The 25,407-nt window shown below is 67.9% G+C and carries 22 protein-coding genes; 13 read left to right on the top strand and 9 right to left on the bottom strand.

Annotation, left to right across the window (positions count from 1 at the left end):
- Positions 1-237 precede the first annotated feature (237 nt).
- A complete protein-coding gene (locus tag ACIHA7_RS38225) occupies positions 238-762 on the top strand; it encodes a hypothetical protein (RefSeq protein WP_397296758.1) in 525 nt (174 codons plus the stop codon).
- On the opposite strand, the gene idi is transcribed toward ACIHA7_RS38225, so the two are convergent.
- Both idi and ACIHA7_RS38215 read right to left on the bottom strand, forming a co-directional pair.
- Positions 749-1,312, bottom strand: coding sequence for an isopentenyl-diphosphate Delta-isomerase (idi, locus tag ACIHA7_RS38220; RefSeq protein WP_397296756.1), 564 nt, complete (start codon positions 1,310-1,312; stop codon positions 749-751). The genes ACIHA7_RS38225 and idi overlap by 14 nt on opposite strands.
- On the bottom strand, positions 1,309-1,476 hold the full coding sequence (locus ACIHA7_RS38215) for a hypothetical protein (RefSeq protein WP_397296754.1): 168 nt from the start codon (positions 1,474-1,476) through the stop codon (positions 1,309-1,311). The genes idi and ACIHA7_RS38215 overlap by 4 nt, the downstream gene beginning before the upstream one ends.
- 642 nt (positions 1,477-2,118) lie before the next feature.
- Between ACIHA7_RS38215 and ACIHA7_RS38210 the strand changes: the two genes are divergently transcribed.
- Together ACIHA7_RS38210 and ACIHA7_RS38205 are read left to right on the top strand one after the other, a co-directional pair.
- Positions 2,119-5,112: an acyl-CoA synthetase gene (locus ACIHA7_RS38210; RefSeq protein ID WP_397296751.1), complete on the top strand. Its 2,994-nt coding sequence runs from the start codon at positions 2,119-2,121 to the stop codon at positions 5,110-5,112.
- Between the two features lie 127 nt (positions 5,113-5,239).
- A complete protein-coding gene (locus ACIHA7_RS38205; RefSeq protein WP_397296748.1) occupies positions 5,240-5,839 on the top strand; it encodes a class I SAM-dependent methyltransferase in 600 nt (199 codons plus the stop codon).
- A 14-nt stretch (positions 5,840-5,853) separates the two neighbouring features.
- On the opposite strand, the gene rffA is transcribed toward ACIHA7_RS38205, so the two are convergent.
- A complete protein-coding gene (gene rffA / locus ACIHA7_RS38200) occupies positions 5,854-6,993 on the bottom strand; it encodes a dTDP-4-amino-4,6-dideoxygalactose transaminase (protein ID WP_397296745.1) in 1,140 nt (379 codons plus the stop codon).
- Positions 6,983-8,080 (bottom strand): glycosyltransferase, encoded by a 1,098-nt coding sequence (locus ACIHA7_RS38195; RefSeq protein WP_397296742.1) that lies wholly within the window; start codon positions 8,078-8,080, stop codon positions 6,983-6,985. The genes rffA and ACIHA7_RS38195 overlap by 11 nt, the downstream gene beginning before the upstream one ends.
- A gap of 429 nt (positions 8,081-8,509) precedes the next feature.
- Here ACIHA7_RS38195 and ACIHA7_RS38190 point away from each other — a divergent pair, with 429 nt between their 5' ends.
- The 4 genes from ACIHA7_RS38190 (at position 8,510) to ACIHA7_RS38175 (ending at position 14,249) form a co-directional block, all read left to right on the top strand.
- On the top strand, positions 8,510-10,636 hold the full coding sequence (locus ACIHA7_RS38190) for a hypothetical protein (protein WP_397296907.1): 2,127 nt from the start codon (positions 8,510-8,512) through the stop codon (positions 10,634-10,636).
- A gap of 15 nt (positions 10,637-10,651) precedes the next feature.
- Positions 10,652-12,889 (top strand): hypothetical protein, encoded by a 2,238-nt coding sequence (locus tag ACIHA7_RS38185; RefSeq protein WP_397296740.1) that lies wholly within the window; start codon positions 10,652-10,654, stop codon positions 12,887-12,889.
- A 522-nt stretch (positions 12,890-13,411) separates the two neighbouring features.
- Positions 13,412-14,011, top strand: a complete 600-nt coding sequence (locus tag ACIHA7_RS38180) for a GtrA family protein (RefSeq protein ID WP_397296737.1) — start codon at positions 13,412-13,414, stop codon at positions 14,009-14,011.
- A 10-nt stretch (positions 14,012-14,021) separates the two neighbouring features.
- Positions 14,022-14,249: a Trm112 family protein gene (locus tag ACIHA7_RS38175; protein ID WP_397296734.1), complete on the top strand. Its 228-nt coding sequence runs from the start codon at positions 14,022-14,024 to the stop codon at positions 14,247-14,249.
- A gap of 92 nt (positions 14,250-14,341) precedes the next feature.
- Here the strand turns inward: ACIHA7_RS38175 and ACIHA7_RS38170 are convergent, their stop codons facing one another.
- The 5 genes from ACIHA7_RS38170 to ACIHA7_RS38150 all read right to left on the bottom strand — a co-directional run bounded on the left by ACIHA7_RS38170 (position 14,342) and on the right by ACIHA7_RS38150 (position 18,728).
- On the bottom strand, positions 14,342-14,983 hold the full coding sequence (locus ACIHA7_RS38170) for a TetR family transcriptional regulator (protein ID WP_397296731.1): 642 nt from the start codon (positions 14,981-14,983) through the stop codon (positions 14,342-14,344).
- Positions 14,980-15,774: an ABC transporter permease gene (locus ACIHA7_RS38165; protein WP_397296728.1), complete on the bottom strand. Its 795-nt coding sequence runs from the start codon at positions 15,772-15,774 to the stop codon at positions 14,980-14,982. Before ACIHA7_RS38165 ends, ACIHA7_RS38170 begins: the two co-directional genes overlap by 4 nt.
- 52 nt (positions 15,775-15,826) lie before the next feature.
- Positions 15,827-16,558: an ABC transporter ATP-binding protein gene (locus tag ACIHA7_RS38160; protein ID WP_397296726.1), complete on the bottom strand. Its 732-nt coding sequence runs from the start codon at positions 16,556-16,558 to the stop codon at positions 15,827-15,829.
- Positions 16,559-16,647: 89 nt separating this feature from the next.
- Positions 16,648-18,168, bottom strand: a complete 1,521-nt coding sequence (locus ACIHA7_RS38155) for a multicopper oxidase family protein (RefSeq protein WP_397296724.1) — start codon at positions 18,166-18,168, stop codon at positions 16,648-16,650.
- 86 nt (positions 18,169-18,254) lie between these two features.
- Positions 18,255-18,728, bottom strand: coding sequence for a MarR family winged helix-turn-helix transcriptional regulator (locus ACIHA7_RS38150; RefSeq protein ID WP_397296721.1), 474 nt, complete (start codon positions 18,726-18,728; stop codon positions 18,255-18,257).
- A 108-nt stretch (positions 18,729-18,836) separates the two neighbouring features.
- Here ACIHA7_RS38150 and ACIHA7_RS38145 point away from each other — a divergent pair, with 108 nt between their 5' ends.
- The 6 genes from ACIHA7_RS38145 to tyrS all read left to right on the top strand — a co-directional run bounded on the left by ACIHA7_RS38145 (position 18,837) and on the right by tyrS (position 25,015).
- On the top strand, positions 18,837-19,532 hold the full coding sequence (locus ACIHA7_RS38145; protein WP_397296718.1) for an NAD(P)-dependent oxidoreductase: 696 nt from the start codon (positions 18,837-18,839) through the stop codon (positions 19,530-19,532).
- A 100-nt stretch (positions 19,533-19,632) separates the two neighbouring features.
- The gene (locus tag ACIHA7_RS38140; protein ID WP_397296716.1) at positions 19,633-20,835 is read left to right on the top strand and encodes an NAD(P)/FAD-dependent oxidoreductase; all 1,203 of its coding nucleotides are present in this window, start codon (positions 19,633-19,635) and stop codon (positions 20,833-20,835) included.
- Positions 20,836-20,848: 13 nt separating this feature from the next.
- Positions 20,849-21,739, top strand: a complete 891-nt coding sequence (locus tag ACIHA7_RS38135; protein ID WP_397296713.1) for an RNA polymerase sigma-70 factor — start codon at positions 20,849-20,851, stop codon at positions 21,737-21,739.
- A gap of 55 nt (positions 21,740-21,794) precedes the next feature.
- A complete protein-coding gene (locus ACIHA7_RS38130) occupies positions 21,795-22,943 on the top strand; it encodes a low temperature requirement protein A (protein WP_397296710.1) in 1,149 nt (382 codons plus the stop codon).
- A 53-nt stretch (positions 22,944-22,996) separates the two neighbouring features.
- A complete protein-coding gene (locus tag ACIHA7_RS38125; RefSeq protein ID WP_397296707.1) occupies positions 22,997-23,620 on the top strand; it encodes a DNA-3-methyladenine glycosylase in 624 nt (207 codons plus the stop codon).
- Between the two features lie 117 nt (positions 23,621-23,737).
- On the top strand, positions 23,738-25,015 hold the full coding sequence (tyrS, locus tag ACIHA7_RS38120; RefSeq protein WP_397296704.1) for a tyrosine--tRNA ligase: 1,278 nt from the start codon (positions 23,738-23,740) through the stop codon (positions 25,013-25,015).
- Positions 25,016-25,407: the final 392 nt, after the last annotated feature.

The following is a 25,407-nucleotide window of genomic DNA, read 5'->3' as shown; positions in this document are numbered from 1 at the left end:
GCCGACCTGGTCATAGCCTGTGCCGTTCCTTTGATTTCTCTCAGTATTCGATTACATTGCCTTACTTAGATATGCGCATCTGAATATGTCCCTTCATGGCGCTATCTTCCGGGCCGAGCGTGTCGGCACAAAACCGCAAGGACGGGATGGGATCCTGCTCCCGCTGTTCCTGCACGTCCACCTTCCGACGCCCGCGCACCGGTTGTTCGGAAACCCGCCCGCGAGAAAGGTGCCGGAGTGTCGATGCTCGGGAAAGTCGCCAGCGCAGCGGCGCTGTCCGCCGCATTGCTCGTCCCTTTCGACATCCCGGCCGCGTCCGCGCTACCACCATCCGGTCGGTGCGAAAACGGTGACTTCCGGTGGACAGCGGTGGACGGCGCGATCGATATGACCCCGCACGTGCTCACCTTCACCTCCGTCGGCGTGCTCCGCGACTGCACGGGCGGTCCGGAGGGCATCACCGGCGGCACGTTCACCGGCACCCACCTCGCATCCTCCGACTGCCTGCGCCCGGCCGACGGCCCGATCACCGTCGATGTCCTCTGGTCGAACGGCGCGACGAGCAGGCTGGCGGGACCGTGGCCGGTGACCATGCGGCAACCGACGATCGGAACGCTGGACGTCGTCGACGGTCTCGGGCAGGGCGGTCGCGTCCTGATCACCGCCGACTACGAGATGATGACCCCGGCGATGATCGGCGACTGCCTCGGACCCGGTGTGCGCACCGGTGGCGGTCGGCTCAGCGCGACTACCGTTCTGTGAGCGCCCGCTCGGCGACCTCGAGCACACCGGCCAGCCACGGCGTGTAAGCGTCCGGATCGTCGGCCATCGCGTCGCGCAGTGCCTCCGGTCGGATCCAGGCGTAGTCGGCGACCTCGGCCGGATCCGGGTGCGGCGAACCGGCACTGAGCAGCCCGACCAGCACGTGGTCCCATTCGAACTCGACGCGCCCGGTCGTCGCGTCCTCGGCGCGATACCGGTAGACGCCCACCTCGGCCAGGGCTGTGGCCAGGCCCATCTCCTCGGCGAGCCGGACCGCGGCGGCCGCCGTGACGGGTTCGCCCGGGGCGGGATGGCCGCAGCAGGTGTTGGCCCACTGCGACGGGAAGCGGGTCTTCACCGCGGCACGCTGCTGCAACAGCACGCGTCCTGTGTCGTCGAACAGCAGCACCGAGAACGCGCGGTGTAGCTGCCCGGGCGCCTGATGGGCCTGCGACACCGGGCACGTGCCGATCGCATGTCCGGCCTCGTCGACGAGTTCGACGGGCAGGGCCTCGCGGTCGGTGATCGGGTGCTCCAGTGTCTCGGTCACCTATCCACCTTATCGGCGGTGATCAGCGGGTAGCTGCGGCTACCCTCCTGGTCCACGGTCCGCAACGGCCGCTCGGCACCCCGCGCCAGCTCGGCTTTCGGGCGTAGCACCCGGTGGGGGACGGGGAGCGCGGTGAGGTCGGTCACGTGCTCGAGAATGGTCATGTCGGCTACACCCTCTCTCAAAGCGGCATTGTCTGTTTTTCGGCGATACGCGCAGCGGTGGTGTGGTCGGCAGGCGAGACCGACCGGACCTCGGCGAAGGTCGATGGTTATTCGGCGTCTGTTTCTTCTGCATGAAACGGCGCGGGCGAGACACCCGCGGAACTCAGCGAAATGGTCTACGCGACAGCACGTTCGGAGCTGACACCGATGGTAGGACCGGTGGGTGGCGTATGCAGCGAAACGACGAGATGCCGGAGCGGATGGTTACGACATGCCGCCGATCGAATAGCCGGGGCATAACTTTCGGCCCGGAATCGCGGAACGGCGGACAGCTCGCCGCCGGTTGGCTATTTTGCGCGGCGGCGCCGCTCGACGGTGACCGAAATTCCGCGGACTCGGCCATTCCGCCACTAATTCGAGTTCGACCCGGACCCGTGCCCGGTGTCGAAAATCTGTGCGGAATCGGGCGCTGACCCCGGCCAACGTGCATGGATCGTGTCACAGCGGACACATAATGGACACGCGGTGTGGGAAGCTCTCTTCCAAACATCGGCGTACTTTGTCGGGGGCCGGCGGGCTATCCCTTCGGTCGGGTACGCGAATGATGAGGGTCAACGTTCTAGGGTAGGGCCAGGAGCGATCTTGAAGTTCAGTGCGAAGGATTTGGTCGGATCGGCGCAGCGGTTGATGGCGACCGCGCAGAACGGCCTGGAGGTCATCCGTTTCGGCGGGTTGACCCATGACGTCGAGTCGTCCCCGTTCGAGGTGGTCGAGCGAAGGCGGATGTATCGGCTGCGGCACTACTTCCCCGACGACCCGACGCCCGGCCGTCCGGTCGCGCTGCTCGTGCCGCCGCTCATGGTGAACGCCGACATCTGGGACGTGAACGTCGAGGACGGTGCCGTCGGCATCCTGCAGCGTGGCGGAATCGATTGCTGGGTGGTCGATTTCGGCTCACCCGCCAGCGAAGAGGGCGGCTGGGAGCGCGACCTCGCCGACCATGTCCTCGCGGTCAGCAGCGCGATCGACGCGGTGACCGAGGCGACCGGCAGCGCCGTACACCTGATGGGTTACTCACAGGGCGGCATGTTCGCCTACCAGGTCGCCGCCTACCGGTACGGCAAGGGCGTGGCGAGCATCGTGACGTTCGGCAGTCCGGTCGACGTGGTCGCGGGCATGCCGTTCGGCCTGCCCTACGGGATGGTGTCCGAGGTCGCCGACTTCCTGGCCGATCACGTCGTCACCCGGCTGCCGATCACCGACTCCATGGTGCGCATCGGCTTTCAGCTGCTCGACCCGATGAAGACCGCCAAGGCCAGGGTCGACTTCCTGCGGCAGCTGCACGACCGGGAGGCGTTGCTGCCCAAGGAGCGGCAGCGCCGGTTCCTCAACAGCGACGGCTGGGTCGGCTACGCGGGTCCGGCCGCCGCGGATCTGCTCAAGCAGTTCGTCGCGCACAACCGATTGATGCTGGGCGGCTTCGTGATTCGCGATCAGCCGGTCTCCCTCGCCGAGCTGAAGTGCCCGATCCTCGCGTTCGTCGGCGAGGTCGACGACATCGGCCAGCCCGCCGCGGTGCGCGGCATCGTGCGGGCCGCGCCGAACGCGGAGGTGTACGAGGCGACCCTGGTCGCCGGGCATTTCGGCCTGGTAGCCGGCAGCACGGCGACCAACCACACCTGGCCGCTGGTGCGCCAGTGGGTCGACTGGCTCGAACGCGACAAGCCGTTGCCGCCGGAGATCCATCCGATGGTCGAGCACGTCGACAGCAACCGGCCGCGCTCGGCCGCCACCCGGGTGGTGCACACCGCGGCGACCCTGGCCGAGGCTGGTGCGGGCGTGGGCAAGGCGCTGGAAGGTATCGCCAGCAACGCCGTTCGCGGGTCGGTCGAGCTGGCCGGTGAGGCCGCGCGGGCGCTGCCGCGACTGACCCGGCTCGGCATGATCCAGCCGCACACCCGTATTTCGCTCGGCCGGTTGATCGCCGAACAGGGCAGGCGCGCACCGCTGAAAGACCTGTTCCTGTTCGAGGATCGGGTACACACCAACGCCGCGGTGAACGTTCGCATCGACAACGTGGTGCGCGGGCTCATCTCGGTCGGCATCCGGCCCGCGATGCGGGTCGGCGTGATCATGGAGACCCGGCCCAGTGCGCTGGCCACGGTCGCCGCGCTGTCCCGGCTCGGCGCGGTGGCGGTGCTGCTCGCGCCGGGCAGTGAGCTCGCCCGCGCGCTCGAGCTCACCGGGGTGGACACGGTGGTCACCGATCCGGAGAACCTGCGGCACGCCTCGACCATCGGCGCGCGGGTGCTGGTGCTCGGCGGCGGCGATACCCGTCGGCTCGATATTCCGTTGAGCGAGCAGGTGATCGACCTCGAGCAGATCGATCCGGCCCAGGTGAAACTGCCTGCCTGGTACCGGCCCGATCCCGGCTTGGCGCGCGAGCTGGCGTTCGTGCTCGTGACCGGCACCGGTGACCGGCTGGAGACCAAATACATCACCAACCACCGCTGGGCGCTGTCCGCCTTCGGCACCGCGACCACCGCCGACCTCGACCGCAGGGACACGGTGTATTGCCTTGCGCCGCTGCATCATTCGTCCGGCCTGCTGGTGAGTCTCGGCGGCGCGATCGCGGGCGGCAGCCGGATCGCGCTGGCGCGTTCGCTCGACCCCGCGCAGTTCGCCGAGGAGGTGCACCGCTACGGGGTCACCGTGGTCACCTACACCTGGACGATGCTGCGCGACATCCTCGACGCCGAGGTCTTCCCGATCGGGCATCGGCATCCCATCCGGCTGTTCATCGGCTCCGGCATGCCAGCGGGGCTGTGGCGGCGCACCACCGAGCAGTTCGATCCGGCCAGGGTGCTGGAGTTCTACGCCTCCATCGAGGGCGACGTGGTGCTGGCCAATGTGAAGGGCGTGAAGCGCGGCTGCAAGGGCAGGCCGGTGCCGGGGACCGCCAGGGTGGAGCTGGTCGCCTACGACCCGATCACCGAGCGGATCCTGGTCGACGACTCGGGTTACGCGCGGCGCTGCGCGGACAACGAGGTCGGACTGTTGCTCGGCAAGGCCTCCGACGGGGTGGACATCTCGGCGGGCGGGTTGCGCGGGGTGTTCGCGCCGGGTGACTCGTGGATGCCGACGGAGAACCTGTTCCGCCGCGACAGCGACGGCGACTACTGGCTGATCGACCGCAAGGACACCGTGATTCGCACAGCGCACGGACCCGTGTTCGGGCAGCCGATCGTAGATGTCCTCAACGACATCACGGCGGTCGACATGGAGGTCGCCTACGGTCTGGAGGTCGGTGAGCACCTGGGGACGGCAGCCGGCGGAGCCGGCGGGGTGGGTAAGCACTGCATTGCGGTCGCCGCGGTCAGCGTGCGCAAGGGTTTCCGGTTGGAGCCCAAGGATGTGACCGAGGCGCTGCGCGCCCTCGACCCGGCTCAGCGACCCGATCTGGTCTATGTGGTGGAGGAGATCCCGCGCAGTTCCTCCTACCGCCCGTCCACCCGGGCGGTGCAGGCCGCGGGTCGGCCGCAGCCGGGCCCGGATACCTGGTGGTACAACCGGGCCTCCGACGCCTACGAAATTCTCACCGAGGACGACGCGCCCACCATCCTCGGCGACAGCTGAGACGGTGAATCCAGTTGCCGAGCCGCCGCATTCGCCGGGTGCGGCGGCTCGACCCGGTCGCGCGCGCCGTGCGCCCGCGCCGTAGCATCCAGCGCTGACGTTGCTGTCCGATTTTCAGGGGTCCTTGGTGCGTACGAGCCTTATCTACCGCAACGCCACCGTGTACGAGCTGCTTATCCGCGCGCTGTACGGCCGGCACTACACGGCGCGGTACCGCGCGATCGAGGCGCTCGTGCCCGACGGCGCCAGTGTGGTCGATTTGTGCTGCGGGCCGGCGACTTTGTACACCCGCTATCTGCGCGACAAGTCCGTCGACTACACGGGGCTGGACCGCAACGACAAGTTCGTCGCCCAGCTCACCGAGGCAGGCGGGCGCGGACTGGTCTGGAACCTGAACTCCGACACCCCGCTGCCCGAGGCCGACTACCTGGTGATGCAGGCCAGCCTGTACCACTTCCTGCCCGAGCCCGCGCCGGTGCTCGATCGGATGCTGACGGCGGCGCGCAAACAGGTGATCATCGCCGAGCCGGTGCGCAATATCGCCAGCAGCGACAACCGGGTGCTCGCCGCGATCGGCCAGCGGTTCACCAATGCGGGAGACGGCGCGCAGGCGCACCGGTTCACCGAGGAGACGTTGGATGAACTGTTCCGCGGGTACGAGTCTCGGGTGGTGCGCCAGTCGTTGATCGCGGGCGGCCGGGAGAAGCTGTACGTGCTCGACGCCTGAGCCCAGTGGCGAACTCAGACGGTGAAGTCGGTGACCGCCTCGACGACGCGGGCGACCTGCTCGTCGGTGAGGTCCGGCCACAACGGCAGGCGCACAACGGTTCCCGAGAACTCGGCGCTGCGCACGCACGGATGCGGGGTGCGGCCCAGCTTCAACCCCGCCGGGCTGGAGTCCAGCGGCACATAGTGGAACGGCGCCACGATATTGCGCGCCCGCAGGTGGGCGATCAGGTCGTCGCGGCGTTCCTCGGTGGGCGTGCGCAGGTAGTACAGGTGCGCGGTGTGCTCGCGGTCGGCAGGCACGGTCATCAGCCGAATGTCGTTGCGGGCGGCCCACTCCGGCAGTCCGGCGGCGTAGGCGTCCCACACCCGGTGCCGTCCGGCCTGGATCGTGTCGAACTCGTCGAGTTGCGCGTCGAGCACCGCCGCGTTCAACTCGCTGGGCAGGTAGCTGGAGCCGATGTCCTGCCAGGAGTACTTGTCCACCGCGCCGCGCAGGAAGCGGGCCCGGTCGGTGCCCTTCTCCCGGATGATCTCCGCGCGCGCCATCAGGATCTCGTCGGTGAGCAGCAGCGCGCCGCCCTCGCCGCAGTGCACGTTCTTGGTGTCGTGGAAGCTGAGCGTGCCGAGGCTGCCGAGGGTGCCGAGCGGGCGCCCGCGCCACCGGCCGCCGAGGCCGTGCGCGTTGTCCTCCACGATGGCGAAGCCGTGCGTATTGGCCAGCGCCAGTAGCTGTTCCATGTCGGCGGCGACGCCGCCGTAGTGGATGACCACCACGGCTTTGGTCCGCGGCGTGACGGCGGCCGCGACCGACTCCGGAGCCAGATTGCCGGTGTCCAGGTCGATGTCGGCGAAGACGCAGGTGGCCCCGCGCAACGCCATGGCTGTCGCGGTGGAGGTGAAGGCGAAGCTCGGGACGATCACCTCGTCGTCGGGGCCCAGTTCCAGCAGCAGCCCCGCCATCTCCAGGGCGGAGGTGCACGAGGTGGTCAGCAGCGCGTGCGGCGCCCCGGTGATCATCTTCAGCTTCGCGGTGGCCGCCGCGGTGAACGGTCCGTCGCCGTGGCTGTGGTCGGAGCCGAGCACGGCGCCGAGGTTGGCCAGTTCGCGCGGCGAGCGGAACGGACGGCTGAAGATGATGCGGTCAGTGCTCAACCCGGTCGTTCCCCTTGGTCGTGGTGGTCAGTTCCCGATCGTGCCCCGGGCCGGCCGCTGCCACCGGGCGCGGCGTCGGTGAATCGACGGTCAGATAGAGCGGCTTACCCACGAGGATATGCAACGCCACCCCGAGGTATTCGGCGATCAGGCCGAGTGAGAACAAGATAGCCCCGGCCACCAGCAGCAGCACCACGATCATCGACGCCCAGCCTTCGGGCGCCCAATTGTCGGTGGTGAGCGCCTCGTAGACGATGACGCCCGCCAGCACGCCGCCGCCGAGCGCCAGCGTCACACCGAGCAGGCTGACCAGGCGCAGGCCGCGAGTCCCACTGCACAGCACCATCTTCCAGAACAGCGAGAACAGACGGCGATAGTTGTAGCCGGAGTCCTCGCGGCCCTCGGCGCGCAGCACCACCGGCACCTGTGCGACCGAACCAACCACCCAGGTCAGCGCCACGTCGAGATATACGCCGTTGGAGGCGACGTCGGCGAGCTGGCGGCCGATGGCGCCGCGGATCAGCCGGTAGCTCTCGAAACGGGTGGAGTCGGGGAAGGCGAACAGCGTCGCGAGCACCAGCTTCGCCCCGCGCGAGGTCAGGTTGCGCAGGAAGCCGTGCGGGCGGGTGTTGGTCGGCTTGGAGTAGACCAACTCGGCGCGCTCGGTCAGCGCGGCGTCGAGGAAGTTGCCGATGAACCGGGGATCGTGCTGGCCGTCCTCGTCCATGGTGACGATCCAGTCGCCGCCTGCCGCCGACATGCCCGCGATCGTCGCGGCGTCCTGGCCGAAGTTGCGGCTCAACCAGATGGTGCGCACCTCGGGGTAGGTCCGCTCGAGCTCCTGCAACACCACATCGGAGCGGTCCGGGCCGCGGTCGTGCACGAGGATGATCTCGTCGATCTGGAAGGTGGCGCCGCCCGGCGTCGCGGTGGGACGGGTGAGCTCGTGCAGTTCGGCGACGAGTCCGCCGATGGTGTCCTCGCCACGGTAGATCGGCACAACCACGGACACGGCATGCGGCCGGGACGGCCCGCCGTTCGAGGTGACCGCGGCGGGGCGGGGCGTGCGGGTGGAGGGAATCGGCATCAGCTGGATCGACTTTCGATGACGGTGCGTGCCGGTACTCCCCGCTGGACAGCAGGGCCCGAGCCGCCCAGAACTCTAGCATGGTGCGGGTTTCGGATTCCGGGGCCGGACTGCACGCGGCGTCCGCGGGTCCCCGCGTGGTTACGCAAGCTGCCGCCTCCGGTCCTTCCGCTGCCGCCGTGCATCCCCCCATCATCGACGCGTCGGCGGCCGGATGCCAAGCGCCACACTGCTGTGTAGGGTTTGGAACTCGTGACGGATAGTGCAGTGTCGAGGGTGACGCGACCGGGGTCCGCCGAGGTCACGAGGGGTGACTCGAGCGAGGTCGCCGAGGCGTCGGCGGCCGGGGACGCACGTCCGGATGCGCCGGAGGGGGACCGCGCGGCCCGCCGGGACGTCTACCGCTGGGGACTGGTCACCGCCGTCGGCGTGGTGTTCGGCTACCTCGCGGTGCTGCTCGCCAACGCCAGGCACTTCTACACCGACGACACCGAGTCGCAGTACACCGGATTGTGGGTCGGCCTCGGCGACGCCCTGCGCGACGGCACCTTCCCCGTGCTGGTGCCCGAGCGGTGGATGTCGGGCAACAACACGATGGACGACGCGGGCCTGTTCAACCCGCCGCAGCTGCTGATCGATCTGATCGCGCCGTCCGTCGACAACATGGCGCTCTACGCCACCGTCGTCAAACTGATCTTCGCGATCATCGCCGCATTGGGCGTCTACCGCATCTGCCTCGCCTACGGCGGCAGGCCCGCGTGGTCGGCGGTGGCGGGTGTCGCGTTCCCGCTGTCCGGGTTCTTCCTGTTCTTCGACGAGGCCAGCTGGATGACCGCGCTCACCGGCACGGCGTGGTTGGTGCACGCTTGGGCGTCGTCGGTGCGCTACACGCGTGGTCAGGGCGGGCCGATTCCGGTGTTCGTCTTTCTCTATTTGACGATCTCCACCCAGTACATCTTCCCGGCGGTCGAGGCGGCGCTGATGCTGCTCGCGGTCGCCGTGGGTGAGCTTGTCTACCAACGTAAATGGTGGCCGGTCGCGCGGCTCGCGGTGGTCGGGGCCTGCGCCGGGCTCGCGGGGCTGCTGACCTTCCTGCCGAGCATGCTGTCGGCGAAGGTGACCTGGCGCGGCACCATGGAGATCAACAACGACCAGTTCCTCACGGTGCCGTGGTCGGAGTCGCTGAATGCCAGCCTGCCGAGCTCGCTGCCCGCCTTCACCTCCTGGTGGGGGTATGTGCAGCCGATGCCGGTCACCTACATCGCCTGGTTCCTGATCCCGGCGCTCGCCTTCATCGATTGGCGGCGGGCCAAGGACAGCTGGCGGGAACTGTCCGGTGTCGCGTTCTTCGCGACGATGATGCTGATGTGGGCGGCCGGGCCGGGTTCGATCGGTCCGCTGCGCTGGCCGGTGCGGGTGCTGCCGATGCTGGCCATCGGGCTGCTGGTGCTGGTGTGCGTGCTGCTCGGGCGCTACGGCACGACCAGGGACCTGAAGAATCGCGGTATCGCGGCGGGGGTGCTGGTCCTGCTGCTGTGGGTGCGGTCGTTCTCCGCCGATCCGCACGATGTGATCTGGCATGTGCTGGCGGCCGTCGCGATCGTCGCGCTCGGCGCCGCGGTGCTGTGGGTGGACCGCGTCAAGGGCATCGCCGCGGCCTGTGTGCTGGTGATCGTCGCGATGTTCCCGATCGCGTTCTTCCAGGTGCAGGCCGCACAGCCGACCCCGATGACGTGGAACCTGCCGACCAACCGCTCCGAGGCCAAGGCGGCGTTCCCGGACTTCCCCGGCACCACGCTGCAACTCGCCGAACGCGGACTGCTGCAACCAGGGGACAACAGCCTCGACGGCGCGTACGGCTCGCTGGTCTTCGGCAACTACGCCAAGTCGCTCGAGCTCTCCTACGTCAACGGCTATACCCCGACCGGGCACTTCTACTTCGGTGAGCTGCTGTGCATGCGGTGGGACAGCAGCGTCTGCCCGGACGCGTTCCGGCGCATGTTCGCCCCCGAGTCGAGCACCGGGCGCACCCTGGCCGATCTGATGAAACTGGATCGGGTGGTGCTGCAACGCGCCCTGTTCCCGGACGCGCGCAACCAGCCCGCGCCGGACGGCTGGAAGTGGGTCGACTACCCGGGCCACGAGAAGTACATCTCGGTACTGGAACGGGTGGACGGGCCGATCTCCACCGTGAATGGCCGGGTCGCCGATGCCAAGAATGTGACCGCGACGTCGATCTCGGAGACCGACACCACCAGCCGGGTGCGGGTCAGCTCGCCGAACGGTGGGCGGGTGGTGTTCGCCCGGCTCGGCTGGCCCGGCTATCGCGTCACCATCGACGGCAAGCAGGTTCCGATCACCACGGTGGCGAAATCCTTTGTCGCCGTTGATATTCCCGCTGGCACCCAGAATGCCGAGTTGGTGCTCACCTGGCGCCCGCCCGGCTGGAAGATCGGCATCGCCGCACTGGCCGCCGGGGTGGTGGGCACCGGCGTGCTGCAGTGGCTGTACGTGCGGTCGCGGCGGCGTGCGAAAGAGCAGCCCGCCGCCGGGTAGGGTCTGGGACTCGTGGTGGAAAGCAACGCCCTCGCCCGGCGGGACGTGTACAAGTGGGGCTGCATAACCGCGCTCGGTGTGCTGGCCGGATATGTCGCCGTGCTGCTGGCCAACGCCAGGCACTTCTACACCGACGACACCGAGTCGCAGTACGCCCCGCTGTGGGTGATGCTCGGAAATCGCCTGCGGGACGGCGAGTTCCCGGCGATGATCCCCGAGCACTGGATGGCGGGCAACTACACCATCGAAGAGGCGGGTCTGCTGAATCCGCCGCAGCTGCTGATCGATCTGATCGCGCCCTCGGTGGACAACGTCGCGCTCTACGCCACCGTGATCAAGCTGATCTTCGCGATCGTCCTCGGGCTCGGGGTGTACCGGATCTGCTTGGCCTACGGAGCATCCGCGCCGTGGGCCGCGGTGGCGGGCATCTCGATTCCGTTCAGCGGCTGGCTGCTGTTCTTCGACGAAGCCAGTTGGTACACCGCGTTCGTCGGCACCGCGTGGCTGGCGCACGCGTGGGCCTCCGGTGTCCGTTACGCGCGGGGGCGCAGCGGGCCGATCCCGACCTTCGTCTTCCTGTATCTGGCCATCTCGGTGCAATACATATTTCCCGCGGTCGAGGCCGGTCTGATGATCGGCGCGGTGGCCGTCGGTGAGGTTGTCTACCAACGCAAGTGGGCGCCGTCGCTGCGGCTGCTCGCGGCGGCCGCCGGTGCGGCGCTGGCGGGTCTGGCGACCTATCTGCCGAGCATGCTGTCGGCGAAGGTGACCTGGCGGGGCACCGCGCAGATCAACAACGACCAGTTCCTGACCGTGCCGTGGTCGGAGTCGCTCAACGCGAGCCTGCCGAGCACGTTGCCTGCCTACAACTCCTGGTGGGGTTATGTGCAGCCGATGCCGGTGGTCTACATCGCCTGGTTCCTGATTCCGGCGCTGGCGTTCATCGATTGGCGTAAGGCGCGGGAGAACTGGCGGGAATTCACCGCGATCGCGCTCTTCGCGATCATGGCGCTGATGTGGACCGCAGGGCCGGGGACCATCGGCCCACTGCGCTGGCCCGCGCGGGTGCTGCCGATGGTGGCGCTCGGGCTGCTGGTGCTGGTGTGCGTGCTGCTCGGTCGTTACGCCAGCTTCGACGGCTGGCGGCGGCGCGGGATCGCCGCCGGGGTGCTGATCGGATTGTTGTTCGTGCGCTCGTTCTCCGCGGCGCCCCGCGAGCTGGGTTGGCATGTGCTCGCGGCACTTTCGGTGGCCGCGCTCGGGGCCGCGGTGGTGTGGCTCGGCCGGACCAGGGGGATGGTCGCGGCCTGCGTGCTGACGCTGGTCGCGGTGTCGCCGATCGCCTACCTCCAGGTGCGGGCGGTGCAGCCGACACCGATGAGCTGGAACCTGCCGGAGAAGCGCTCGGACATGAAGGCCGCCTTCCCCGACTTCCCCGGCACCACACTGCAACTCGCCGACCGCGGGCCCATCCCGCCCGCCGAGAAGAACCTGAGCGGCGCCTACGGGTCGCTCGTCTTCGGCAACTACGCCAAGGATCTCGAGCTGACCTACGTCAGCGGCTACACCCCCAACGGGCACTTCTGGTTCGGCGAGATGCTGTGCATGCTCTGGGACACCAGCGTGTGCCCCGACGCGTACCGCCGGGCGTTCGCGGTCGAACCGACTACCGGGCGGACCATCGTCGACTTGATGAAGGTCGACCGGGTTGTGCTGCAGCGCAGGCTCTACCCCGACGCGCGCAACCAACCCGCCCCCGATGGCTGGAAGTGGGTCGATTACCCCGGCCATGAGCAAACCATCTCCGTGCTGGAACGGGTGGACGGATTGATCTCCTCCCGCAACGGGCGGATCGCCGCCACCACAGGAAGCACCGCCACCTCGGTCTCGGAATCGGATGCGACCAGCCGAGTTCGAGTGAACTCCGACAACGGCGGCCAAGTAGTCTTCGCCCGCCTCGGCTGGCCCGGGTATCGCGCCACCCTGAACGGGCGCGAGATTCCCACCCGGCTCGTCGCGAAAACCTTTGTCGCGGTAGATATCCCGGCCGGAACCAAGAATGGTGATTTAGAACTGAGCTGGCAGCCACCCGGCTGGCAGATCGGCGCGGCGGCAGCGTTGCTCGGACTGCTCGGGGTCGGTGTGCTGCAGTGGGCGTTCCTGCGGAACAGACGCCGCGGTGATGCGTCGGCTGACACCGAGCCGGGGGAGCCCACCACGCCAGCGGCTGATCTGGTGGACGTGAAGCACTGACGTCGCAGTCGAAGCTGGCGTCGCTTTGAGGTCGGCGAAGTAACTGTGTCGGGCGGGCCTGCGTCGCTGATGGCGGCAGATCGAACCCGGCTCGAGTTCGTTCGCCGCAATCCGTCGACCCCGGGTGAGGGCGCTTTGTCGCGGCGCAGCCTCGGGGGCGCGAGCGTGGGCCAACGCGCCGTGCCAGGTATTGGTGGCCTGGTTCGCTGAGCTCAGCCCAATGTGCTGCGGCGAGGCGGGATCCGATGGATTCGAAGCACTGAGATCGGATGCGGAGCTGGGGCGTGGTCCAGCTGCGGACGTTGGTGGGGTTTACGCGTCGCACCGAAGCTGGCCTAGCGGGCCCGAATGGTTGACGCCGGCGAATGCGCTGCTTCGGACGGGATTCGGTGGCCGCGGTGCGTCGACATCGGCTGCGGAACGGCCGGTGCGAGCGAAATCTTGGGCGCGATGGGTGCGCCCGTCGATCGGCCGGCGGGGCGGGGCGATAGAGTGCCTGGCGCGACTGGAGGTGGGCACCTGATGGAATTCAACGAAGAGCGAAGTGAGGTGTCCGCGGGCGCCGACGGGGTCGCGTCCACGGCGACTCGCGGCGCGCGTTCGTTGGACGACGGCGATGGGCAGAGTGGGCGCGCTGTGCTGAGCAGTGATCCGATCGCCGTCGATCTCAGTACCGCCGAGCAGGCCAAGCCTGGGCCGCTGCTGCGTCTGGTGCGCAGGCAGGAGGTGGCGTTCGCGGCGGTCGGCGGGTTCAATACCGCGTTGGGCATCGGGTTGACCGTGGTCTGGCTCGCGGTGCTCGGCGACAATGTGCCGCCGTCGGTCGCGGTGGCGGCCGCCTACGCCGTCAGCATCGTCATCGCGTTCGTGCTGCATCGCACCCTGGTGTTCCGGGTGCGCGGACACCTGTTGCGCGACTTCCTGCGGTTCGTCGCCGTCAACTCCGGTGGGCTGCTGCTGAATATGGCGCTGCTGGAGCTGGCCGTCTCGGTCTGGCACTTCCCCGACAAGCCCGCCGCCGTCGTGGTGATGGGTCTGGTCGCCATCGCCAGTTACTTCGGCCACCGCCACATCTCGTTCCGCCGCCGACCGCAGGTCGAGGCAGACCGCGCCGTCGGGTAGGTTTTCGGTCATGCCGGAGCACACCTTGGACGCCACCCTGCTGAGCCTGCTCGCCTGCCCCCAGGACAAGGGCCCGCTACTGCTGGTCCGCGCCGCCGAGGGCCCCGTCCTCTACAACCCGCGCCTACGCCGCGCCTACCCCATCGACAACGGCATCCCCGTGCTGCTCATCGACGAGGCTCGCGACGCCACCGACGCCGAACACGCCGACTTCATCGAACAGCCAGTAGAAGCCTGACCCCCACCAAAACCTGACGGCGTACCCACCCGCCGTTACCCCACGTCCTGTCCGATGGCCTCTGCGGCGGACTCTTTCGGCGTTTCTTGCCATCATGTCCCGTTCGGTGCATGTGTTATTTCGCCGGTGAGGTAGCGCTGGAGGGTGGGGGCTACGGCGGTGATGAGGTCTTCGGCGGGGGCGGAGACCATGGGTTCGATGGCGACGATTTTGCGTGCCATCAGGACGCCGATCATTTGGGAGCCGACCAGGGCTACTCGCAGGCGGCCGTCGTCGTGGGGGGTGGCGATGCGTTGGCGGACCCGTTCCAGGACGACCTCCAGGATGAACGAGCGCGCCAGCGAGACGTCGCCGCCTGCGATGATGCTGCGGACCATCGCGACGATGCCGGGGCCGGCGGGGGAGTCCCAGACGGCGAGCACCGAGCGCAGGATGGTTTCGCCGAGCTGATCCAGTGGAGCGGCGTCGACCGCCGACAGGGTGAGTTCGGGACTCACCGGCAACTGCACGACCGCGCCGAACAACTCCTGTTTGGTGCCGAAATAGTGGTGCACCAAGGCGGGATCGACGCCTGCGTCCGAGGCGACGGCGCGGATGGACGTCTTGTCGAAGCCCGCCTCCGCGAACCGCGCCCGCGCCGCCGCCAGAATCGCCTCGCGCGCACCGGACTGTCCCGGCCTGCGTCCGGAGCGGGCGGTACGATCCTCGCCGGGTGCTCCGTTGCTCGCCGTCACGGGGTGCGCCGCCGCAGCGTCGCCGCGCCCAGACACAGCGCCACGATCGCGAACCCGGCGACGACGGCCAGGTCCCGCCACATCGCACCGGTGGCGTTCGGATGCGCCGAAACCTGTTGCAGCGCATCGACGGCGTAACTCAATGGCAGCACATTGCTGATCGCCTCCAACCACCCGGGCAGCTCGCCGCGCGGAACGAGCAAGCCGCACAGGAAGATCTGCGGCGCCACCACCACCGGCATGAACTGCACCGCCTGAAACTCGGTGCGCGCGAACGCGCTTGCCAGCAGACCGAGCGCGACACCGCACACCGCGTCGACCACCGCGATCAACACCACCCAGCCGGGATTACCCGCCGAGTCGAGCCCCAGCAGCCCGAACGACACCAGGCAGGCGACCACAGCCTGCGCCGCCGCGGCCAACGAGAAGGCGGTGCCGTACCCGCCGAGCAGATCGAGTTTCGCCAGCGGCGTGGTGAGCAGCCGCTCCAGCGTGCCCGAGGTGCGTTCGCGCTGCATGGCGATGGCGGTGATCAGGAACATCACGATGAACGGCAGGATGCCGAGCATGCTGATGCCGACGCGATCGAACAGCGACACCGGATTCAGCGGGTTGGTCGGGGTGTCCTGATAGATGAAGTACAGCAACGTCATCAGCAGCGCGGGCACCACCAGGATCATCGCGACGGTGCGGTGGTCGTTGCGCAGCTGACGCAGAATGCGCGTGGTCGTCGCGGCATACGTGCGCAGGGTCGGCGTCCGCCGGGTGGCGGGCTCGAGTGTGCTGGTCATGGTTCCTGCCTGGTGTTCGGCGATGCGTTGCGGTCTCGGGACGGGGCGGCGCTCATGCCGCGCGCCCCGTGGTGATCAGCGTGAGGAACGCCCGTTCGAGGTTCTCCTCACCGGTTTCGGCGCGTAGCTCGTCGGGGCTCAGCTGGGCGAGGAGATGACCGTCGCGCATCAGCAGCAGCCGGTCGCAGTGCTCGGCCTCGTCCATCACGTGGCTGGACACCACCAAAGTGGTGCCGCCGGCCGCCAATTCGTGGAACTGCTTCCAAAGATCCACGCGCAGCACGGGATCCAAGCCGACCGTCGGCTCGTCGAGCACCAAGAGCTCGGGTTGGGCGACCAGGGCGCAGGCCAGCGAGGCGCGGGTCTTCTGTCCACCGGACAGCTCGTCGCCCCGTTGACGCGCGTGCTCGGTGAGCCCGACAGCATTGATCGCCTCGTCGACGGCGCTGCGCTCGCGCCCGTAGAGCGCGGCGAAGTACGCGACGTTCTCGTGCACGCTGATGTCGGAGTAGATGCTCGGCGCCTGCGTGACATAGCCGATGCGCCGCCGCAGTTCCGCAGCCCCGGCCGGTCGGCCCAGCGCCGAGATCTCCCCGGACTGCACGATCTGGGTGCCGACGATGCTCCGCATCAGCGTCGTCTTCCCGCACCCCGACGGGCCGAGCAATCCGGTAATCGACCCGCGCGGGATCGTCAACGAAACGTCGTGCAGAACTTCCCGCCCGCCGCGCCGCACCGTCAGGTTCCGGACCTCGACGGCGGTTGATGAGGTGGCTTGCGACATGGTCGCCTCAATTCATCGAGTGTTGAATTCACTGTGTGATGAATTTAGCGCGAACGCGCGGCAAGGGCAAGACCTGCGTGTTCGACCGGTCAGTGCCCGTGCCGCGGCGGCGCCCCCGCTGATCCGCCGGCGTCGACCACCACGAATTGGCCCATCATCCCTTGGTCCTCGTGCCACAGCAGATGGCAGTGATACATGTATGGCGTGTCCGGATCGGCGGGACCGTCGAAGCGCATTGCCAACCGGACGGTGCTGTTCGGCGGGATGAAGACGGTGTCCTTCGGCCCGGTGAGTTCGGCGGGCGGCGGGCCGTCGTTTCGCCCGAGCACGCGGAACTGCACATCGTGCACGTGGAAGTTGTGCGGCATGCCATCGTTGTTGTGCACGATCCACGTCTCGGCGGTGCCGCGGGTGACGGTCAGGTCGATGCGGTCCATGGCCATCGGCTTGCCGTTGATCCCCGCCATATTGATGTCGAAGCGGCGTTCCTGAACCGAGTCCGAGCCATCCGGCGTCGACGGGCGGGCAAGGGCCGCAGGCAGTTCCGGCGACGGACGCAGGCTCTCGGCGGCGCGGAGCTGGAGAATGTCGAAAGTGTCGTCACCGCCGGCGAACCGCTGGGTCCAGAAGCCGAGCCCGGCGTCGAGTTTCTTGCTGCGCAATATCGTTCGCTCCCCGGGCCGCACCCGCACCACGATCTCGGCGCGCTCGCCCGGGGAGAGCTGCACACGGTCGAGCGCGACAGGGCTTTCCAGCAGTCCGCCATCGGTCGCGATGAGCGAGAACTGGCGCTCGTCATCGAAGCCGAAGGTGTAGGTCCGCGCCGTGGACGCGTTGAGCAGGCGCAGCCGGATCAGTTCGTCGCCGACCTCGCGGTACGGCGTCAGCGTCCCGTTGACCATCGTCTGATCCCCGAGAAACCCGACGTCACGGAATATCGCGTGCGACATATCGAGCTCCGCCCGGCGGAACTTCACATCCTGCACGATGACCGGCAGGTCGTCGATGCCGTAATTGCTTGGCAGCGGCAAGCTTTCGGATAGCTCGTCGTCGATCAAGAACATCCCCGCCAGGCCACGCCGCACGTGCTTCTCGGTCGCGCCATGTGGATGTGGGTGATACCAGAGCGTGGCAGCGGGTTGATCGACGGTCCATCGGGGCGTCCACGCGGCACCCGCCTGCACCATCTGGTGTGGCCCACCATCCATCGCCGCGGGCAGATGCATTCCGTGCCAGTGCACCGTCGAGGCCTCGGGCAGCTGATTGCGAACGGTGACCGCGACCTGCTCGCCGCGGTGGGCCCGCAGCGTCGGCCCGAGGTAGCTACCGTTGAACCCCCACGTCTCGCTCGCCTGCCCGGCCCGGAATTCCGTGAATCCCGTACGCATTTCGAGCTCGAACTCCCGCGTGCCGTCCGGCCGCACCGTCGACGGCGCCAACGGCGGAATCGCGAGCTCGTTGCGAAACTCCACCCGGCCGACGGTGCTCACTACCGCGTTCACGTACACCTGGCGCACGCCACCACCGATCGCGAGCCCGAGCAACACTCCGAGCGCAGCGAGAATCAGGAACAACCGCCGCCACCTGCGCGGCCGGGAAACCGAAACCATCTGCTGACGGTAGGAATCGAGCCCACCCCGTCACATCCGGAAGCGTCCCCATTTCGACCCTTGACTTCCGCTGCGCCACACCAGGGTCACTCGCCGCTCAGTTCGGCAGCCGAGTCGTGTCCGGCCGCGGCGGTGCGCCGCAGAAAGTCCGCGATCAGCTCGAGCTCGGACTCGGTGTAGTGCGTGCACAGCTCGTCCATTCGACTGTTCATTCCCGATAGCACCCGGTAGAGCTCGGTGTTGCGCTCGCGGGTGGCTCGAATGGTGACGGCGCGACGGTCGGTCGCCGCCGGATCGCGCTCGCGGGTGATCCAGCCGCCGCGCTGCAGACGGTCGAGCACGCCGGTCATCGTCGCGGGATGCAGCCCGGCGAGCTTGGCCAGCGCGCTCGCGCTGAGCGGCCCGTGCCGATCGACCAGGTCGAGGCAGGTCCAATCGACGTCCTTGAGCTCGACCTTGCCGCCGAACTGCCGGTTGAGCAGCGCCAGCTGAGTGTTCAGGGCGCGCAGTGACTCCTTGACCGCGTTGGCCGAGCGCCGATGACGGCGAGCGTCCGGCATTGCTACCTCTTCCGTATTGTATGAAACTCATATTAATTGATATGGTCCTCATATGATACGACGCTCGAACGAACAGGCGTCGCTCCCGATATCCCGAGAAGGATCACCATGCGCATCACTGTTTTCGGAGCCAACGGACCTACCGGCCGCCTGCTGGTCGATCAAGCGCTCACCGCGGGCCATGACGTCGTCGCGGTCACACGCCGACCCGAGGAGTTCCCGATCGACCGCGACCGGCTGACGGTCCTAGGCGGCGATGTGCGGGAAGCGGATTCGGTACACCTGGCCACCGCGGGTGCCGACGCGGTGCTCTCGACATTGGGGGTTCCGTACGGCAAGGAGCCGATCGACACGTACTCGGTCGGCGTCGCCAATATGGTCGCCGCTATGCGCCGCAACGACATTCGGCGCATCGCGGTGGTGTCGTCGAGCGCCGTGGATCCGCAGCCGTTCGCCGACGCCGGTTTCCTGTTCAACCGCGTGCTACAGCCCTACATCGCGCGGGTGATGGGCAAAACGCTCTACGACGACATGCGGCGGATGGAATCCTTGCTCGCCGCAACCGATCTCGACTGGACCATCGTGCGCTCGGGCGGCTTGTACCACCTGCCCGCCGTCACGGACTATCTGCTGGTCGAGGGCCGCGCCGACAAGCGCTACACCGCCCGCGCCGACTTGGCGGCCGCCATGCTCCGGCTGATCGACGACGACGAGTTCGTGCGCAAGATCGTCAGCGTGGCGACGACAACGGACAACCCAAGCCTGTTCCAGTTGCTCCGCACGGAGGCGCTGGGAAAGAGCTGATCATGTGACTCAGATCACAACGGTGATCTGTCACGTCGGCACGGGGTTGTTTGTCCCATGGTCGTCACCAACCCGGGTGACCTGACCATCGGAGCAACCCATGAACACCGAACACCGGATCGTCATCCTCGGCGCGGGCTACACCGGCCTGTTGACCGCCGTGACGCTGGCCCGCCGCACCCGTGCCATGAAGGTGCGAATCACCCTGGTCAACCCGTCGGCGCGCTTCACCGAACGCCTGCGCATGCACCAGATCGCCGCCGGTCAGGAACTGCCCGACCATCGCATCACCGACATCCTCACCGGCACCGACGTCGAATTCGTCCAGGGCTGGGCCACTTCCATCGATCCCGCTCGCCGACGGGTCATGGTCGACGGCACCACGACACTGCCCTACGACGAACTGGTCTACGCGCTCGGCAGCAGCACCGACACCAGTATCGTCCCCGGCGCCGCCGACCACGCCTGGACCCTCAACGACCCGAAGGCCGCGCACCGCTTCGCCGAGCGGCTGAATAGTGTTGCGGCCCAGGGCGGCGCCGTCGCGGTGTGTGGCGCAGGCTTGACCGGCATCGAGGCCGCAGCCGAAATCGCCGCCGACCACCCGGGATTGCGCGTCACCCTGATCAGCAACGGCGAACCCGGCACCATGATGGGCGACAAGGCCCGCGCCTACCTGCACCGCGCACTGGACCGACTCGGCGTCACCCGCGAAATCGGCCAGGCCGTCACCAAGGTGCTGCCCGAGGCCGTCGAATTGGCCGACGGCACACTGATTCCCGCCGACCTGACGCTGTGGACCACCGGCGTCCGCGTCTCGCCGCTGGCCGCGCAGGCCGGCATCGACACCGACGCGCGCGGACTCGTCGTGGTCGACGAGACCTTGCGCTCGGTCTCGCATCCGAACATCCACGCCGTCGGTGACGCAGCGGCGATCCGTGTGCCCTGGGGCCAGATTCACGGCACCTGCCAGAGCGGCATGCCGACGGCCGCCTATACCGCCGCGGCCATCGCCCGGCAGCTGCGCGGCAAGCAGCCGAAACCGTTCCGCTTCGGCTACTTTCACCAGCCCGTCAGCCTCGGCCGTCGCGACGGCGTCATCCAGTTCACCCGCTCGGACGACACCCCAGGACGCTTCTATCTGACCGGACGACTCGCCGCCGCCTACAAGGAGTCGGTCAGCGCCAGCCCAGTTCCGATGTTCCGGCTCAGCAGGCGAATGAATCCTCCGGTCAAGCTGCGGGCGGGCCGCCAGGCCCTCACCCAGGGCCGGGTGGTGGTTGGCAAACCCGAACATCATTGAGGAGCATGACCCGATGGTGAACCCGACGCCCGCGCAAGATCCGTTTCTCGAACACCGGCGACTCCTGTTCGCCACCGCGTATCGGATGCTGGGCACCGTCACCGACGCGGAGGACATCCTCCAGGACACGTGGCTCAAATGGCACGACACCGACCAGACGACGGTGCGGCACCCGAAGTCCTACCTGGTCCGCACCGTCACCAATCTGGCGTTGAACCGCCTCACCTCCGCCCGCGCCACTCGCGAGAACTACGTCGGCCCTTGGCTTCCCGAACCACTGCTCACCACACCGAACATCGCCGAGGAGACCGAATTGGCCGACACCGTGTCCACCGCGATGCTGGTGGTGCTCGAAACCCTGAGCCCGATCGAACGCGCGGTGCTGGTGCTGCGTGAGGTGTTCGGCTACACCCACGCCGAGATCGCCGACACCCTCGATCGTCCCGAACCGACCATCCGCCAGATCGCGCACCGGGCCCGCGCTCACGTGCAGGCCCGCCGCCCGCGCTTCGACACCGATAAGGATCAGCGCGATCACATCACCGCGCGGTTCATGGCGGCCTGTTCCGGCGGTGACCTCAACGCGTTGATGGATCTGCTCGCTCCTGACGTCACCTGCTGGTCCGACGGCGGCGGCGTGGTGACCGCGGCTCGGCGACCGCTGCACGGTCCTGATCATGTGGCGCGCTGGACCCTCGGCGTGTTCGCCAAGCCGATCGTCGCGGGTTACGAGCTCGAGCCCACCTACCTCAACGGTGAACTCGGCGCAATGGCCCGGATCGGTGGCCACCCGGTCGCCGCGTTCACCTACGACATCGTCGACGGCCGCATCCAGAACCTGCGACTGCAGGTGAATCCGGGCAAGCTCAAAGGCCTTGCGCTGGGGCCGGATCTCGTCGGATGACGCGCCTGGAGCCTTGGCCGGCTGTTGTCGCCCGTGCTCGTCATAGGCTGCTGCGGTGACCAACCAGAGCGCAGAGCTGTCCGCGGAGGGCGGCCAGCTGCGGGCTTCGACGCTGGAGCTCTTCTTCGATCTCGTCTTCGTCTTCACCATCACCCAGCTGACGCACGTCTTCACCCACCATCCCGGCTGGCAGGCCCTTGGCCAGGTGGCGCTGCTGTTCGGCCTCATCTGGTGGATGTACAGCGGGTATGTGTGGCTCACCAACGAGGTCGCGCCGAACAGCTCGGCTCGCCGAACCTGGTTGCTGATCGGGATGTTCTCCTTCTTCGTCCTCGCACTGGCCATTCCGGATGCGTTCCACGGCACCGGGCTCGCCTTCGGCTTCGGCTACGTCCTGGTGACCGCCGTGCACACCGCGCTGTTCGCCTCCAGCGGCGGTGCGTCCGCCGCGCGGGCCATCAAGCACATCGGGCCGTTCAATCTGCTGGCCGCGGGGCTGGTGCTGGCCGGTGGATTCCTGCACGGTTGGGCGCAATATGTGTGCTGGGGACTGGCGCTCGCGGTTCAGGTCGGCAGCCCCTACCTCACCGATACCGGCGATTTCGTCATCCGCGCGAGCCATTTCTGCGAGCGGCACGGCCTGGTCGTGATCATCGCGATCGGCGAGTCCATCATCGCGATCGGTGCCGGACTGGCCGGGGTGCAGATCACGCCGCAGCTGATCGTCACGGTGTCGCTCGCGCTGTGCCTGGCCTACGTGCTGTGGTGGGCGTACTTCGGCTTCGACGACGAACGCGGCGAGCACGCGCTGGCCGCGCTACCCGAACGGCAACGCTCCCGGCCTGCGGTCCTTGCCTACGGTTACGCGTTGTATCCGCTGCTCATCGGCGTCACCATGACCTCGGCAGGTCTGCAGATGAGCATCGGGCACGGCAACGAATCCGTCAGCCTGGCCGCCGCGGCTGCGCTGTCCGGTGGTGTCGCCCTGTATTTCCTCGGGCAGTTCTTCTTCCGACTGGCCCTGCAGCTGCCGCGGCCGTGGCTCCGGTTGATCGCGGCCGCTGCCGTCGCGGCGACCACCCCCATCGGCGTCGTGTGGGTGTCGTGGGCGCAGTTGGCGACGCTGGTCGCGGTCGGCTATCTCGCGGTGATCGCCGACGACCTGATCACCCTGCGGAGCGGGCAGCACAGCTCCTACCTGTAGATCATCGGGGCGGCGCGGTGGTTGACCGAAACCTGTCGTAGCCGTCTTGGACAATGGTGGGCGTGTGTGCCGATGAGCTGAACGTCGATCCGCCCGCCGCCGCCCGCCGTGTCCTGGGCGCCACCCTCTGGTCCGGTCCGGTCGGGGTCCGGATCGTCGAAGTCGAGGCCTACGGGGGTGATCCGGCCGGACCGTGGCCGGACCCGGCGTCGCATTCCGGGCGCGGGCGAACCAAGCGCAACACGGTGATGTTCGGTCCGGCGGGGATGCTGTACGTGTACCTGAGCTACGGCATGCACATGTGCATCAACGTGACCAGCGGGCCGGACGGGACGGCGAGCGCGGTGCTGATCAGGTCGGGTGAGGTGGTCGCCGGGCTCGAGGAGGCGCGCGCCCGACGGCTGCCCGCGCGCACCGATGCCGATCTGGCGAAGGGGCCGGGCAATCTCGGCAGCGCGCTGGGCATCACCCTGAACGACTACGGAACCCCGCTGTTCGAACCGTCCTCGCCGATTCGACTGGAACTCGCCGATGCCCTCGACGAGGAGATCGCCAGCGGTCCCCGGGTCGGCGTGAGTACCGCCGCGGACCTGCCGTGGCGGTTCTGGCTACCGTCCTCGCCCGCGGTCTCCACCTATCGGCGCAGTCCGCGCGCGCCGCGGGCCGAGGCGTCCTGACGTCTCCGATCGACGGCCGAGGTCGAAGGCTCGTAATTCGCTCGACCAGCGGCGGTATCGCCGACACACTGAGGCGCACTCGAGCCACCAACCACCCGTGCGGAAAGATGGGACACCGTGAGCGGCGACATCATCGACGAATTGACCTGGCGCGGACTGATCGCGCAATCCACCGACCTGGACGCGCTGCGCGCGGCCCTGGACGCGGGACGGTTGACCGTCTATGCCGGTTTCGATCCCACCGCGCCCAGCCTGCACGCCGGACATCTGGTGCCGCTGCTCGCGCTGAAGCGGTTCCAGCGCGCGGGCAACCGGCCGATCGTGCTGGCCGGCGGCGCCACCGGACTCATCGGCGACCCGCGCGACGTCGGCGAGCGCACCATGAACTCCACCGACATCGTGCAGGAATGGGCCACCCGGATCCGTTCGCAGCTGGAACGGTTCGTCGACCTGGACGATTCGCCGACGGGCGCGGTGCTCGCGAACAACATGGAGTGGACCGGGCAGCTGTCCACCATCGACTTCCTGCGCGATATCGGTAAGCACTTCTCGGTAAACGTCATGCTGGCGCGCGACACCATCAAGCGCCGCCTGGACGGCGAAGGCATCTCCTACACCGAGTTCAGCTACATGCTGTTGCAGGCCAACGACTACTTGCAGCTGCGCCGCAACTACGACTGCACGTTGCAGGTCGGCGGTTCCGATCAGTGGGGCAACATCATCGCCGGCGTGGAACTGAACCGTCGGGTCGACGGCGCGGCGGTGCACGCGCTCACCGTTCCACTGGTGACCTCGGCCGACGGCAAGAAGTTCGGCAAGTCGACCGGCGGCGGCAGCCTGTGGCTCGATCCCGAGATGACCAGCCCGTACGCCTGGTACCAGTACTTCGTGAACACCGCCGACGCCGACGTGGTGCGGTACCTGCGCTGGTTCACCTTCCTCTCCCGCGAAGAACTGGCCGAGCTCGAAGTGGCCACGGCCGAGCGCCCGCATGCGCGGGAAGCGCAGCGCAGGCTGGCGGCGGAGATGACCACGCTGGTGCACGGTGAGGCGAACACCCGCGCGGTGCAGCTGGCCAGTCAGGCCTTGTTCGGCCGCGGCGAGCTGCGCGAATTGGACGAGCCGACCTTGGGTGCCGCGCTGCGGGAAGCCGCAGTGGCCGAGCTGTCGGCGGGGGAGCCGAGCACGATCGTCGATCTGCTCGTCGCCACCGGGCTGAGTGAGAGTCGCGGTGCCGCCCGGCGTGCGGTGAACGAAGGCGGGGCGTCGGTGAACAACGAGCGCGTCTCCGACCTCGAGTGGACCCCCTCCGACAGCGACTACCTGCACGGACGGTGGCTGGTGCTGCGGCGCGGAAAGAAGAACCTCGCCGGGGTACTGCGGGCAGGTGCATGAAGATCGCGGTGGCTTGAGTCACATCCGTGTGATTCAAGCCGTCGTTCGGCCCGAGTCTGCGGCTCTGACCTGGGGAAACGCCGGCGTGAACAGCGGATTTGACTCTGCGTTATCCGCCGCGTAACTTTATCCAAGTCAGAGCGACACGGACACCGACCCGGAGCCGAGAAGCACAGCGGAAACGCTGAGCGGATGGACCGGGAAACGAGGTAGTACGGGGTGCGCCTGGCCATCAGCAAGACGCCTAAGGCGATCACGCGGACTTGACTCTGCGGGAGAAGCGGTTTAGGCTGGAACAGTTGCCTCACGGACGAACCGGTTAGCGCCGGGGATGAAGTGTGTGCGTGTGTTCTTTGAGAACTCAATAGTGTGTCGATGAATGTCAGTGCCAA

This window comes from Nocardia sp. NPDC052316, assembly GCF_044547795.1.
Taxonomy (GTDB): Bacteria; Actinomycetota; Actinomycetes; order Mycobacteriales; family Mycobacteriaceae; genus Nocardia.
Note: the sequence above shows the minus strand (reverse complement) of the source record. Positions and strands in the feature narration are given on the sequence as shown.

Bases quoted from the DNA above. Each gene is read 5' to 3' on its own strand.
- ACIHA7_RS38215 (WP_397296754.1), bottom strand. From the start codon at position 1,476: ATGACCATTCTCGAGCACGTGACCGACCTCACCGCGCTCCCCGTCCCC.
- ACIHA7_RS38195 (WP_397296742.1), bottom strand. From the start codon at position 8,080: ATGCCGATTCCCTCCACCCGCACGCCCCGCCCCGCCGCGGTCACCTCG.
- ACIHA7_RS38180 (WP_397296737.1), top strand. From the start codon at position 13,412: ATGGAATTCAACGAAGAGCGAAGTGAGGTGTCCGCGGGCGCCGACGGG.
- ACIHA7_RS38175 (WP_397296734.1), top strand. From the start codon at position 14,022: ATGCCGGAGCACACCTTGGACGCCACCCTGCTGAGCCTGCTCGCCTGC.
- ACIHA7_RS38165 (WP_397296728.1), bottom strand. From the start codon at position 15,774: ATGACCAGCACACTCGAGCCCGCCACCCGGCGGACGCCGACCCTGCGC.
- ACIHA7_RS38160 (WP_397296726.1), bottom strand. From the start codon at position 16,558: ATGTCGCAAGCCACCTCATCAACCGCCGTCGAGGTCCGGAACCTGACG.
- ACIHA7_RS38155 (WP_397296724.1), bottom strand. From the start codon at position 18,168: ATGGTTTCGGTTTCCCGGCCGCGCAGGTGGCGGCGGTTGTTCCTGATT.
- ACIHA7_RS38150 (WP_397296721.1), bottom strand. From the start codon at position 18,728: ATGCCGGACGCTCGCCGTCATCGGCGCTCGGCCAACGCGGTCAAGGAG.
- ACIHA7_RS38145 (WP_397296718.1), top strand. From the start codon at position 18,837: ATGCGCATCACTGTTTTCGGAGCCAACGGACCTACCGGCCGCCTGCTG.
- ACIHA7_RS38140 (WP_397296716.1), top strand. From the start codon at position 19,633: ATGAACACCGAACACCGGATCGTCATCCTCGGCGCGGGCTACACCGGC.
- ACIHA7_RS38135 (WP_397296713.1), top strand. From the start codon at position 20,849: ATGGTGAACCCGACGCCCGCGCAAGATCCGTTTCTCGAACACCGGCGA.
- ACIHA7_RS38125 (WP_397296707.1), top strand. From the start codon at position 22,997: ATGGTGGGCGTGTGTGCCGATGAGCTGAACGTCGATCCGCCCGCCGCC.